We start from the raw sequence: 12,310 nt of genomic DNA, 5'->3' as shown, positions 1-12,310 counted from the left end.
GAATTGTTATAAGAGGGATGTATGACCGACTACTTTAGTATATATCGAGTCATAGTCAGAAAAGCGTCAAAAGGCTCCCTATTCTTGGTAGCCTTAGCACGCATTAACGCACCTTCCCAGGCATTAAACAAAAACTCAGCGACGATAAAAGGTTGAAGCTCCGATGCATCACCCTCCTGCTTAGGATGCACTTCCTCAACTACTTCCGCGATCAGAGCTGTGACCCTGTTTAGCGCCGCTTTAAGCTTGAGCCGGATAGGATCCGAAGTGTCAGACATCTCCTGAGTAAGATTCCCCAGAAAACAACCATGCTTAAACTCCGAATCACAAGCCTGATCGATGCCACTTTGGAAGAAATCAACTATACGCTCCAACGGTGGCTTGGCTGTGTTTAACAACGTCTTCTCCGCATTTGCGTAACTGCTGCTCGCCGCCTTCTCGATTGCTTCCAGCACAAACGCTTCCTTGCTTGCAAAGTAATTATAAAAGGACCCCTTAGGCACACCGGCAACATCAACGATATCTTTGACGCTGGTTCCCTGATAACCACGCAGCTTCATTACCTCCATACCGGACGCAAGAAGATGCTCTTTTTTGGATTGCCTTTTATTCATATCTTAAACATATGACCGGTCGTCTTGTTTTTCAACCAAATGCCATTAAATATTTAGACGAATTACGGGTACACCTTCAGCTGCGGCCGGCATAGCGCAGCACAAAAGCACCTCACCCTGTCCTAAAGCCGCTGTTGGCATATGCGTATAAGCCACCTCCCCACCACGAAGCTCAACGCGACAACTTCCACAATTGCCATGACGGCAGCCATAATTTGGCGTCAATCCTTGGGTCTCAAGAAACTCCAATAAACTGCCATCGCCTTTACGCCAGTGCAGCTCACCACCCGAAGCTATCAGCTCAACCACCGCCTGATCCGCAAATTGATCTTCTGTTTCGAGCCCCATTTTTTCACTGTTTCTCGTTAACGACGCAGGACCAAACGCCTCAGCATAAATATGCTCATCCGCTACACCTAAGCTTGATAAGTCGTCGTACACACTTTGCATGAAACCCGAGGGGCCACAGAGAAAAAATTCGCTGCTCTCCAGTTCATCGCCAAACACACTTCGCAATAAATGCGAGTTAATTCGGCCAATAAAATCGACTTGCCGCTTAGCATGGAGACTGATCTCTTGAGTTAAACCCGATAGGACATGAATCGCGGAGTCAGAACACGCAACCAGGTCTTTCAGTTCATCAAAAAAGGCTCGATCACTATCCGTCTTAGCCAACGCAATAAGAGTAATTGGACGAATATAACGGGTACGTACCAACTCGCTTACCGCATGACGAATCATCGCCATCATAGGCGTAATACCAATCCCGCCGGCAATGAGTACAGCCGGCTTTGGACTCGAACAATCCAATACAAATTCGCCGGAGGGCTGACTAACCAAAAAACGCTGACCAATATCTACCTGCTCATGCAGAAACGTCGAAAAAATACCGTCTGGGTGATTATCATCTGTCGCGTACTCAGCTTTAACACTGATTCGATAATAACCTTCGTTTGGAGCATTAGATATAGTGTAATTCCGACTAAACTCACGACCATCAATTGAATGCTTTACGGTAACAAATTGTCCAGGAAGAAAATCCGGCAATAAACTCTTCACATCTGGAAATAGGTAAAACGACTTTATATTGTTAGCTTCCAGCTCAATTTTTTTAACTTGAACAGAAAACCACTGTTTTTTTTCTTCCATTAATTTCCGGCGGGCAGCTGCCTCGTCCCAATTACCAGCCAAGAGTGAATTTGGCGAATATTCCTCCAAGTGCCAACGATATGGCAGAGCATATTTAATATAATGACCAAACTCTAAGTCAAAATGCCACAGTCGTTCCGCACTACGAAAAAACTCTCTATCACTTGAATCAAAATCCAGCCGAACCTTACCTATCAAACTCATAAGACCCCCGGATTCAAAGTCGACAAATAACAACCCCGCTTTAGGGTTCACTAAAAAGTTTCCCAAAGTATTAAAGAGAAGATTACCTGGATAGTCTGGCACGGTGATAGAACGATCAGAGTTAATTCGAATAAAACCGGGCTTGCCTCCACGATGAGAAATATCTACCCCCTGATTTATATCATTACTATCACCAGTAGAACTCGCAACAAAAAAAGTGTCACACTGCTCCAAAAACAATTTCTCTTTTTCAGAAAAACGGAAAAATTCCTTTTTCTCTGGTTTAATACTGACTGTTTTTATCAACTCCCGCTTTTGAATATACTGCGGGCAGTTACCAAATGTCTGATCAACATTAACCGTAAACCTTGAGAAATTCCCATCCACAACTTCACCGTTTAATCGGTTTCGTCTTCGGGTATGCAGTTCAATACCCAACATGCCCACTTTCAACCCGCTTCTAATAAGTTTCCGAGCTGGATCGTCATAAATCATCTCACCATTAATAGACAATTGATGATCATTAAGAGCGCGTATAAATCCCGGTTTTCCTGTTACGATAGTTGCTCTAGGCCAACCATCGTCATCAACATACCCAATAAAAACGTAAGGTAGATTTTGATAAAAACGTTGGTGTTGTTCGGGCATGTATTTTCGAATATACCGGCGACCCAAAGGCTCCATTTTCTCCCGCACGCCAACTATTTGCTGAACTTGCTTTTCCCCATCATGAAAGGGTGATTCGGGAGACTCGTATTTTTCCATTTCAGATGCTCTTTCGTTTCGGCTACCCGAAGGTAGCCTTACTTTTATGCACAAAGTCCAACAGGGGTAGACTGCATAGGGACAAAACCTGGAAGTTGTTCAAATCGATGCAACCAGTTTTTTATATTGGGGTAATCGTCAAGAGATACGCTACCTTCAGGCGCGTGGGCAATGTAAGTATAGTTGGCCACGTCTGCAATAGTGGGATGATCTGATACCAACCAATCCTTGCCTGCCAAATGCTGTTCTAAAACCGCAAACAGTGCATGAGAAGTGGTAATTGCAAAATCGGCATCCAAGCCGGCACCAAACACGTTTATCAACCTTGCAGCGGCCGGGCCAAATGCGACACGACCCGCTGCCACAGAAAGAAAACGCTGGATCTCGGCGGCAACAATAATATTGTCGGGATACCAGGTTTTATTTTTGTCATACTTATTAGCAAGATATAGAAGAATAGCGTTGGAATCACTTAACGTGATATCACCATCTTCCAGAACAGGCACCTGGCCAAATATATTTTTTTGCAAAAACTGTGGCTGCTTATGCTCACCATTCTTCAGGTCGACATTGACCAACTCAAAATCTACATCTAATAACGATAAAAAAACTTCAACCCGGTGAGAGTGACCGGATAAAGGGTGGCGATATAATTTTATTGCTGACATCGTATTTGTTCCTTGTAGTTAGAGATTGAATCTAAAAAATTTCTCTTTCGCTGTGTTGAATTGGAATTTCGTTAATACTGGCTTCACGCACTTCCATTAAACCTTGCTCATCAAATTGCCAGTGTTCATTACCGTATGCGCGATACCACTGCCCACTGTCGTCACGATATTCATACTGGAAATTGACTGCAATTTTGTTGCCGGAAAAAGTAAAGAGTTGCTTGCGTAAACGATAGTCCAATTCTCTTGTCCACTTGCGCTCCAGCAACTTTTGTATAGCTTCCCGGCCAGAGGCAAACTCACCTCGATTTCGCCAATGCGAACCTTCAGTGTATGCAAGAACGACTTTTTCCGGATCCCGAGTATTCCAAAGATCCTCTGCACGCTGAACTTTTTCTATTGCTGTCTTCTCTGTAAAAGGGGGTGCAATAACCTGTGACATATTTACCTCTGCTTTCAAGATCACTTTATCGAAGAGAAACAGATCTGTATCCCTTCGATGCAGAATGTAAACAGATCTGTTTCCTTTGTCAACCAGTTTTTTATACCTAAATCGCCTATATTTAAAAAGCACCCGCCATTTCGGCCAATAATTAATCGCTTTTATTGAAAAAAAGGTAATTTAAAGGTATACATAGTTGTTTATTTAATTTCGAGGAAAATCATGCCAGCGGTTTCCAAAAGAGAGCATATCGTCACCACTGCGCTCAACCTGTTCTACAAAAATGGCTTTAACGCAACAGGTGTCGATACCATCATTGCCCAGGCCGGCGTGTCCAAGAAAACGCTATACAATCACTTCCGAACCAAAGACGAGCTAATACTGGCAACCTTGCGTAAACGTGATGAGTTGTTTCGTAACTTTTTTATGCGCGAAGTGGAAAAAAAGGAAAAGACTGCCAGAGGCCGACTATTAGCTATCTTTGATATGGTCGATAACTGGTTCAAAAGTGATGACTTTGCCGGATGCATGTTTATTAACGCTTCTGCGGAATTTGGTGCCGCCGACAACCCGAATCATATCTTCTGTGCCGAACATAAACGTCTTATGCTGGACTACATTCGCGACCTTGCTTCCCAGGCAGCCGCATCCAACCCAGATCAGTTAGCCGATCAGTTGAATTTGTTAATTGAAGGCGCCATTGTCTGTGCTCATGTGATGGGGGATAAAGAGGCCGCTTTAAAGGCCAAAGAGATGGGAATGAAATTTATCGAGTCGGCCATCAATTAAGTGGTCGACCCGATAAAAATTTTAAAAGCCGTTTTCGTATACCAGCTCATCCAACGTTAACTGCCCTGGTTTTGGCCAGGCGTCTTTTGTTCCCTTCCCAATGGCAATTAACGGCCCCATAACAAAACCTTCAGGTAACTGAATCAACTCAGCCACACCATCAAAATCGTAGCCAATCATTGGGCAACTGCTGTACCCCATTCCATGAGCCGCCAGCATCAGCGTTTGCATGGCAATACCCATTGAACGTTGCGCTTCATCTCGCTGTAACAATTCCCTTCCTTGATAAAAAGGCTTAATCATCCCCACCAGCATATCAGCAACCTCCTGTGGTGCATTTTGCCAGTAGCGCTCTGGTGATTTATTCCAGGCTTGAGTATCCGCGACTAATAATATCAACAGGGATGCATCGGTTATCTGAGCTTGGTCGTAACCATACTCTTTACGAATTTTTTCTCTCAATGCCGGCTCTCGAAGAATAACAAATCGCCAATGTTGAATATTAAAACTTGTGGGAGACTGAATGGTTGCTTCAAGTAATTGTTTTTCTTCTTCAGCCGTCAAACGATGCTCCGCGTCATAATGTTTAATTGCTCGTCGCGCATAAATAGTATCAATGACATTCATTTTTATTTCTCCTGATTATCCCGCTGGAAGTTTCGAATAACGAATTGCTCTTGAAATCCCAGTCTTTTATATATATTGATGCCCAAAGGCGAGGCTTGCAGAGTTGCGTATTTCACGCCATCTTTTTTGCCTCTAGATAACACAGCGTGCATTATTTTGCTCGCAATTTGCTTGCCTCGCATATCACTCACCACACCGACTTGGTGGATACCCAACACATCTCCAGTAACATAACTCAAAACGGTTGCGACAGGATGATCGGCATAATATCCGACTTCAATAATGACATTATTCTGATTTAACAACTTTTCCATTACCGAAAAATTAATTTGATAGCCAAAAGCTGAAGACCCTAACGCTCCCCATAATTTAAGCAGTTCAGCATCTTTAACTTCTCTTAAGACTAACCCTTGCTCTGGACTATATGAGTGAGAAGCTAACTCAACATACATTGCAATTTGCTCGGACCGAAAAACAAAATCTTTTTGCTTTAATACAGCTTCAAGCTGGTCGTAACTTCCCCATACCGGAAAAACGGCATCTATATGGGATTGATCGATACTGGCTTTCAATTGACCAGGTTCCGGTGAGAAAAGATCTTCCCCTTCTAACCAATGTTTATTAGGCCACATCGAACAGCGGTAAAGATTTGCTGTGCTATCTAATTCGCTTTCCTTCGCTCCCATCAACTTCCATAATGAAACCAAATTAAACAGGTTCTCTTTTTCTAAGTTCATACTACTCATGGTTTACTAAAACAACTCCAAGAATTAACGCCAGGACACCCATTAACTTTAAGGTTGAAAAGGGTTTTATAGGCATACTAAACCAGCCGAAATGCCCAATTAAAATTGCAATGATCAATTGTCCTGAAAGCGCAAACGACATCATTGAGCCTACGCCCATTTTAGGTATTAAAAAATAAAACATGGCGATGCCAAAACTACTTAACATACCGCCGGCGAACCAAAGGTAAAAAGGCACGGCTTTCAGCAATGCAGTTGGCGGCAACTCTTTGCTGAATACACCAATGGCAAGCATGGTAAAAAACACACTGCTTATAAAAGCAACACCGGTTGCTAATAATGGATTATCTAGCAAGCTGCCCAGCTGCGCGTTCATACTGGCTTGCACTGCGATGGCCGCACCGGCAATAAAAGCTAAAAAAGATAAGTAACTCATAGGCACAGATTACCTACAAGCTACTCCAACCTCATTTACCTATGTAAACGCGTGGCCTAATTTTTTTCGGATACGACTTAATTGCGTAGGCGTTACGCCAAGATGGGATGCAACGTGGTACTGGGGAATGCGTTCGAAGATATTGGCATAATCAGCGATGAACCGGAGATATCTTGCTGATGCATCATCCTGAACAAGTTGAACCTCGCGAGCATCTTTCGCCAACAGCCAATTTTTTTCCAAATACAGAATATGGTATAGCTTAAGGTCCTCATCTTTTTGTAACAGATTACGGTAGCCTTTGAAATCAATCAGAATAACCTCTGAATCTTCAAGTGCCTCAATGCAAAACTGTGAAGGGGTTTGGGTGAGGAGAGCGGTCATACAACCGGGGAACGTACCTTCTTGAAAGAAGTTTTTGTTGTATTCATGACCGTCTTCGTCTGTCACATACACGCGAAACAGCCCGTGAACAACAAACGCAAACGCCGTAGGTTGGACTCCTGCGGAAAAAAGCTCTTCAGACTTGGCCACATGACGAAACGAAAAAAGCGACTCCAACCCCTCCCACGTAGCCGATGAAATGGGATAGTAGGATTCCATTACAGATTTTAGATATGCTAAAGACAACTTCGTCGACATACTAAACTCACTCACAAGCCCAACCTCAGGGCAACTCGTTCACACAATAAGGTTCCGAAAAAAAACCACCTGATTAACGGGTGGTCTTTTCAATATTCGGAAGTCGTTTCGTTTTGCTATTGAAACCATTGCCTGCTGGAAGTATATCTCCCGGCATTTTCTAGCGATTCCCTTGGTTACCGGAGAAAAGCTTTTTCAAGAAAGCGCCAAGACCAACAACAATAAACACGCCAAATTTCTTCAGGAATAATAACAAGCCTGCCAGAATACCGGATTTTGCCAACACCTTACCGGCAACCAGCGCACCAATACCATATGCAGCGACTTTGTCCACATCCGGATCAAAGTCCGCATAGCGGGCACCTTCGTCAAAGGATGCCATAGCCAAAACCGTGTTCACTTCATTCTGGATAACAGGCAGCTGATCAACCCCGGCAATGAAATTCATCACCAGCACACCTTTTCGCCCAAGTGCACGGATATTGTAGTTCAGCGTGTTCTCTTCAGAATCACCAAACTTCACTTCTTTTGCCCAATGCAGTTTATTGGTCGCTGCATCATAGAACGGTGCCGCAGCCCAACCAACAAGCTCAATACTTTCGTAGCCCTGCTTGATTCGAGCTTTACTCGCTTCACGTGTATCCCGCTGCATATCACGCAACAAATCATCGTAATCGATAGAAGCAGCATCCTTATCGGACACATAACCATCTTCTTCATATTCGATGGTCACCGCCCAGGCATCGCCATCAAAGGGCGTTGATTCCATTGGAAAAAGCATACCAAGGACATTTTGCCCAGGAGGATTCCCCCACACATCCACCAGCACTTTTTCTGCATCAGCCGAACCAAGAAAATAAAAGTTTTCCGGTACTTTTAACGTCACTCTCGCCTGATTCAGTGTGACATCTCCGGTTTTGCGATCCAGGGATTCCCACAGGTTGCGAGCCCAGTCCATATAGGCCTGATCCTCTGCGCTTATTTGCTCTTCAGCAGCATCAGCTTGCGCTTCCGGTTCTTGGGTCATCCCAAGTGATGGCCAAAGTATTCCCAGTACCACGGCAACAATACCCAAATATTTGTACATAATTTATACCCTTTTTACTTATACACGATCCAGTTTGTTGGTAAGGCGACAAAAAGAAGCGTTCACACTAAACGTGGAAAACAAGATATGCAGAGCTAGTTTGAAGTGCGTTGAACAATGATGATTTTCGTCCGCTGTATACCTGATCCTTTTTGTGCAGGCCTATACTAACCTGAAAGCCTTGTGATATCAGTGGCGAATTCATGCACTGCTCAAAAAATCTCCAGGCGTTTGATTCAACACACAATAATGCGAAGTGCGGATTCCCTTGTTATTATTATTACCAATCCTCATTGAGCCCCAACAACTTACAGAGAATCCATACCCATCTCCATGAACAACCGCCAAATCGGAACGCTATATACCATCTCAGCGCCTAGTGGCGCTGGTAAAACCAGCCTGGTCAACGCACTTTTGGAATCAACAAATGCGATTCAGGTGAGTGTATCGCACACCACCAGAGAAAAACGCCCCGGCGAAGTAGACGGAGTGAACTATCACTTTGTCGATCAGGAAACCTTTTTGAGCATGGTGGGGGAAAGCGCGTTTCTTGAACATGCTCAGGTGTTCACCAATTACTATGGCACCTCCAAACAGTGGGTACAGGACACTTTGTTATCGGGCAACGACGTTATATTGGAGATAGACTGGCAAGGTGCTGCACAGGTGCGCAAGCAGCTGCCAGAAACCCGAAGCGTATTTATACTGCCCCCATCACGCCAAACCTTAAGGGAACGACTGACTGGAAGAGGTCAGGATGGCGAATCGGTGATTGAAGCCCGAATGGCTGAAGCCAAGAGCGAGATATCGCACTATGTCGAAGGAGATTACATCATCATTAATGATGATTTCGACCAAGCGCTTATGGAACTGCGCTCAGTGATCTATGCCGAACGGCAAACCCTGGCCAAACAACAAGTCAGGCATCAGGCACTACTTGAAAGCTTATTGGCCTGATATTCAGTTTTTCACCCCAAAACCGCATTTTTTCATCGGTTTTGGTTGAGAGAAGTGGGCAATTTGCGTACACTTCCACGCCCTCCCGTAGGTCGTACACCAATTGATTCTATTAGTGGATTTAAATTATGGCTCGAATTACCGTAGAAGATTGTCTTGATCACGTAGATAACCGTTTTGAATTGGTTATGGTGGGCAGTAAACGTGCTCGTCAACTTGCAGTGCAAGGCAAAGACCCTTTGGTAGATGAAGAAAATGATAAGCCAACTGTAATTGCCTTACGTGAAATCGAAGAAGGCTTGGTTGATGCCAGCATTTTGAACGAATCGGATGAAGAAGAAATTCTGGAAGAAGAAATCAATCTTGCTGACGATTCTGCACCAGCAATGGGTAACATGATCGACCCATCTCAAGGTCCAATGCTGTAACATTTTTATCGGATAGCAGTTGTTCTTCTGCTATCCGAAATTCCTTTCCCCCACTTCTCTCCTATACTCCCGTTTAAATTCGTTTTTATTTCGGGTAAATAATAAAATTTATTTCAAACATAAGCATGAATTTACTGCTTGCCCCTTTTTATCAAATACAAGCAGCTATATATTCTCTATCATGACATCCTAAATTAGAGCTGAGTTTATGCTGACAATAGACACCTTGAGTCACCGCCTTTCCGGTTACCTGGAACCTTCCCAGGTAATGAGCGTTAAGCGTGCCTATTACTATGCAGAGCAAGCACACATGGGCCAGTTTCGGCGCAGTGGTGAACCCTATATTACGCACCCTCTTGCTGTGGCAAATATTCTCGCCAGCGTGCGCATGGATCATCAAAGCTTAATGGCCGCCATGCTTCATGATGTCATTGAAGATACCGGAATTCCAAAATCAGCCATCACCGATCAGTTTGGTCAGACCGTCGCAGAAATTGTGGACGGTGTCAGTAAGCTGGCCAAAATTGATTTTGAATCCCAAGCGGAAAAACAAGCCAAAAACTTCCAGAAAATGGCTTTGGCCATGACCAAAGACCTTCGAGTAATCGTGGTCAAACTGTCAGACAGATTACATAACATGCGTACATTGGGTGCGCTATCTGCGGATAAGAAACGCCGCATAGCAAAGGAAACATTGGAAATCTACGCCCCCATTGCTCACCGTCTGGGCATGAATGATTGGCGTATCGAATTCGAAGACAGAAGTTTTGCTGCCACTCACCCTTTGAGAGCCAATCGATTACTTGCATCGCTACAAGAAGTTCGCGGGGATCGAAAAGCGATTGTCGATAAAATTAAAGCGGCCATTCAGGATCGTTTGGATCGACAGGAAATTGATGGCTTGGTGATCGGTAGAGAGAAACACCTGTACAGTATCTACAGCAAAATGCGGGCAAAATACAAATCGTTCCGCGAAATCATGGATGTGTTTGCGTTTCGCATTATTGTCGACAATATCGACGATTGTTATCGCACTCTGGGTGCGATCCACAATCTGTTTAAACCCCGCCCCGGCGAATTTAAAGACTACATCGCTATCCCAAAAGAAAATGGCTACCAATCATTGCATACGGTGGTAGTTGGCTCACAAGGTGTGCCGATTGAAGTCCAAATTCGCACCAAGGAGATGGATGATTTTGCCAACAGCGGTATTGCCGCTCACTGGATATACAAAACCGCCGTAAACGAAGAAAGCGAATCACTCGAAGGCCACGATGGTGTGCAACGTTGGGTACAACGTCTACTGGAAATCAACAAGCTCACTTCAAGCTCAACGGAATTCGTTGAGAACGTAAAAATCGACCTGTTTCGTGATGAGGTGTACGTCTTCACCCCCAAAGGTTCCATTATCGAATTGCCTTCTGGCGCAACGCCCGTCGACTTTGCCTACGCAGTCCATACCGATGTAGGCAATACCTGTGTGGCCTGTCGTATTGATGACCGCCCGGCACCGCTCTCACAAGTTTTGTATAGCGGTCAAAAAGTTAAAATCATTACCTCTGGCAATACCCAACCCAACCCCAATTGGCTTAACTTTGTTGCCACAGCCAAAGCCAGAACCGCCATTCGCCACTATTTGAAAAACCAGCGTCATATCGAATCCATCGAACTTGGCAAACGTATGTTAAATCGCTCGCTGGTGAATCTGGATATGAATCTGGAGCAAATTACCGACCAACAATTCACCCATGTATTTGAAGAAACCAAAGTGGAATCTCTGGAAGAACTCTTCGAATGTATCGGTATGGGTAAGATCCAGGCGTTTACCATCGCACAGATATTAAAACCCGATGCCGAACTCAATAGCCGGGATTCCGCCCCCATTACCATTGACTCAGCAGACAGCCTGATGGTGAGCTTTGCTCGCTGCTGCCGTCCCATTCCCGGCGACCCCATTATTGGCCATTTGAGTAAGGGTAAAGGCGTTGTTGTTCACGCGGAAACCTGCAAAAACGCAATGAACCTGCGTAATCAGGGGGAAAACATCGCTAACGTCAACTGGTCACTGAATGTTACCGGGGAATTTCAGACTGGCGTCCGCATTGAAGTTCGATCAGAACGTGGCATTATCGCCACACTTGCCGCACGTGTTGCCCAAACCGGGACAAGCATCGAAGGCATTCAGGTCGAAGAACGGGATGCGGAACACAGTGTAATCACGCTCACCTTATCGGTAACTGGACGTGTTCACCTTGCCCAAGTGATGCGCACAATAAAAACCATGAGTTCAGTAACCAAAGTACACCGATCAAAAAAATAATTTATTCAACGAGTTAGAAAGTCTTGGAGACCATTATGACTGACAAAGCAGTTGTCCACTCTGATAATGCACCGGCGGCAATCGGAACCTATTCCCAAGCTGTTAAGGTTGATAATACCGTCTATCTATCTGGACAAATTCCCTTGGTTCCCGAAACCATGACATTGGTGGAAGGTGATTTTGCCGCACAAGCGGAACAGGTATTTAAAAACTTAAGTGCCGTATGTGAAGCCGCTGGGGGCAGTTTACAAGACATCGTCAAACTTAATATTTACCTGACAGACTTGAGCAACTTTGCAATCGTTAACGAAGTGATGGATAAATATATTAAGCAACCTTACCCAGCACGTGCAGCGATTGGTATCAATCAGCTACCCAAAGATTCTCTTATCGAAGCTGATGCCATTATGGTGTTAAAAGCCTAACAAGCTATTGG

The 12,310-nt window shown here is 44.4% G+C and carries 14 protein-coding genes; 5 read left to right on the top strand and 9 right to left on the bottom strand.

All coding sequences use genetic code 11. The annotated features are described in order from the left end of the window. Positions 1 to 29: 29 nt before the first annotated feature. The 4 genes from P5V12_RS20375 to P5V12_RS20360 are packed head-to-tail and all read right to left on the bottom strand — an operon-like array spanning position 30 to position 3,842. Positions 30 to 614, bottom strand: a complete 585-nt coding sequence (locus tag P5V12_RS20375; protein WP_316954922.1) for a TetR/AcrR family transcriptional regulator — start codon at positions 612 to 614, stop codon at positions 30 to 32. 45 nt (positions 615 to 659) lie between these two features. Beyond that, complete coding sequence (locus tag P5V12_RS20370; RefSeq protein ID WP_316954921.1) at positions 660 to 2,732, bottom strand: pyridoxamine 5'-phosphate oxidase family protein; 2,073 nt, start codon at positions 2,730 to 2,732, stop codon at positions 660 to 662. 44 nt (positions 2,733 to 2,776) lie between these two features. Beyond that, positions 2,777 to 3,400: a glutathione S-transferase gene (locus P5V12_RS20365; RefSeq protein ID WP_316954920.1), complete on the bottom strand. Its 624-nt coding sequence runs from the start codon at positions 3,398 to 3,400 to the stop codon at positions 2,777 to 2,779. Between the two features lie 31 nt (positions 3,401 to 3,431). Next, positions 3,432 to 3,842 (bottom strand): nuclear transport factor 2 family protein, encoded by a 411-nt coding sequence (locus P5V12_RS20360; protein WP_316954919.1) that lies wholly within the window; start codon positions 3,840 to 3,842, stop codon positions 3,432 to 3,434. Positions 3,843 to 4,064: 222 nt separating this feature from the next. Here P5V12_RS20360 and P5V12_RS20355 point away from each other — a divergent pair, with 222 nt between their 5' ends. After that, positions 4,065 to 4,631, top strand: coding sequence for a TetR/AcrR family transcriptional regulator (locus P5V12_RS20355; protein WP_316954918.1), 567 nt, complete (start codon positions 4,065 to 4,067; stop codon positions 4,629 to 4,631). Between the two features lie 21 nt (positions 4,632 to 4,652). Here P5V12_RS20355 and P5V12_RS20350 read toward each other — a convergent pair whose 3' ends face one another. The 5 genes from P5V12_RS20350 to P5V12_RS20330 all read right to left on the bottom strand — a co-directional run bounded on the left by P5V12_RS20350 (position 4,653) and on the right by P5V12_RS20330 (position 8,169). Beyond that, entirely contained in the window at positions 4,653 to 5,258 is a 606-nt protein-coding gene (locus P5V12_RS20350) for a nitroreductase family protein (protein WP_316954917.1), read from the bottom strand. Positions 5,259 to 5,260: 2 nt separating this feature from the next. Continuing rightward, positions 5,261 to 6,004 carry a GNAT family N-acetyltransferase gene (locus tag P5V12_RS20345; RefSeq protein ID WP_316954916.1) on the bottom strand — a complete coding sequence of 248 codons (744 nt, stop codon included), beginning with the start codon at positions 6,002 to 6,004 and terminating at the stop codon, positions 5,261 to 5,263. Continuing rightward, entirely contained in the window at positions 5,997 to 6,440 is a 444-nt protein-coding gene (locus P5V12_RS20340) for a DMT family transporter (RefSeq protein ID WP_316954915.1), read from the bottom strand. Before P5V12_RS20340 ends, P5V12_RS20345 begins: the two co-directional genes overlap by 8 nt. 39 nt (positions 6,441 to 6,479) lie before the next feature. Continuing rightward, the gene (locus P5V12_RS20335; RefSeq protein WP_316954914.1) at positions 6,480 to 7,097 is read right to left on the bottom strand and encodes a Crp/Fnr family transcriptional regulator; all 618 of its coding nucleotides are present in this window, start codon (positions 7,095 to 7,097) and stop codon (positions 6,480 to 6,482) included. A gap of 145 nt (positions 7,098 to 7,242) precedes the next feature. After that, entirely contained in the window at positions 7,243 to 8,169 is a 927-nt protein-coding gene (locus tag P5V12_RS20330; protein WP_316954913.1) for a DUF2167 domain-containing protein, read from the bottom strand. A gap of 333 nt (positions 8,170 to 8,502) precedes the next feature. Here P5V12_RS20330 and gmk point away from each other — a divergent pair, with 333 nt between their 5' ends. The 4 genes from gmk (at position 8,503) to P5V12_RS20310 (ending at position 12,299) form a co-directional block, all read left to right on the top strand. Then, positions 8,503 to 9,126, top strand: coding sequence for a guanylate kinase (gmk, locus tag P5V12_RS20325; protein WP_316954912.1), 624 nt, complete (start codon positions 8,503 to 8,505; stop codon positions 9,124 to 9,126). Positions 9,127 to 9,254: 128 nt separating this feature from the next. Beyond that, positions 9,255 to 9,554 (top strand): DNA-directed RNA polymerase subunit omega, encoded by a 300-nt coding sequence (rpoZ, locus tag P5V12_RS20320; RefSeq protein WP_316954911.1) that lies wholly within the window; start codon positions 9,255 to 9,257, stop codon positions 9,552 to 9,554. Between the two features lie 208 nt (positions 9,555 to 9,762). Continuing rightward, positions 9,763 to 11,874 (top strand): bifunctional (p)ppGpp synthetase/guanosine-3',5'-bis(diphosphate) 3'-pyrophosphohydrolase, encoded by a 2,112-nt coding sequence (locus P5V12_RS20315; RefSeq protein ID WP_316954910.1) that lies wholly within the window; start codon positions 9,763 to 9,765, stop codon positions 11,872 to 11,874. 35 nt (positions 11,875 to 11,909) lie between these two features. After that, the gene (locus P5V12_RS20310) at positions 11,910 to 12,299 is read left to right on the top strand and encodes a RidA family protein (protein ID WP_316954909.1); all 390 of its coding nucleotides are present in this window, start codon (positions 11,910 to 11,912) and stop codon (positions 12,297 to 12,299) included. The last annotated feature ends 11 nt before the right edge of the window (positions 12,300 to 12,310 follow it).

Origin of the sequence: Teredinibacter sp. KSP-S5-2, from assembly GCF_032773895.1 — a bacterium.
Taxonomy (GTDB): Bacteria; Pseudomonadota; Gammaproteobacteria; order Pseudomonadales; family Cellvibrionaceae.
This window is presented reverse-complemented; position numbering and strand designations above follow the sequence as displayed.

Coding starts and splice junctions, on each gene's coding strand:
- P5V12_RS20375 (WP_316954922.1), bottom strand. CDS start 614: ATGAATAAAAGGCAATCCAAAAAAGAGCATCTTCTTGCGTCCGGTATG.
- P5V12_RS20370 (WP_316954921.1), bottom strand. CDS start 2,732: ATGGAAAAATACGAGTCTCCCGAATCACCCTTTCATGATGGGGAAAAG.
- P5V12_RS20365 (WP_316954920.1), bottom strand. CDS start 3,400: ATGTCAGCAATAAAATTATATCGCCACCCTTTATCCGGTCACTCTCAC.
- P5V12_RS20360 (WP_316954919.1), bottom strand. CDS start 3,842: ATGTCACAGGTTATTGCACCCCCTTTTACAGAGAAGACAGCAATAGAA.
- P5V12_RS20355 (WP_316954918.1), top strand. CDS start 4,065: ATGCCAGCGGTTTCCAAAAGAGAGCATATCGTCACCACTGCGCTCAAC.
- P5V12_RS20350 (WP_316954917.1), bottom strand. CDS start 5,258: ATGAATGTCATTGATACTATTTATGCGCGACGAGCAATTAAACATTAT.
- P5V12_RS20345 (WP_316954916.1), bottom strand. CDS start 6,004: ATGAGTAGTATGAACTTAGAAAAAGAGAACCTGTTTAATTTGGTTTCA.
- P5V12_RS20340 (WP_316954915.1), bottom strand. CDS start 6,440: ATGAGTTACTTATCTTTTTTAGCTTTTATTGCCGGTGCGGCCATCGCA.
- P5V12_RS20330 (WP_316954913.1), bottom strand. CDS start 8,169: ATGTACAAATATTTGGGTATTGTTGCCGTGGTACTGGGAATACTTTGG.
- gmk (WP_316954912.1), top strand. CDS start 8,503: ATGAACAACCGCCAAATCGGAACGCTATATACCATCTCAGCGCCTAGT.
- rpoZ (WP_316954911.1), top strand. CDS start 9,255: ATGGCTCGAATTACCGTAGAAGATTGTCTTGATCACGTAGATAACCGT.
- P5V12_RS20315 (WP_316954910.1), top strand. CDS start 9,763: ATGCTGACAATAGACACCTTGAGTCACCGCCTTTCCGGTTACCTGGAA.
- P5V12_RS20310 (WP_316954909.1), top strand. CDS start 11,910: ATGACTGACAAAGCAGTTGTCCACTCTGATAATGCACCGGCGGCAATC.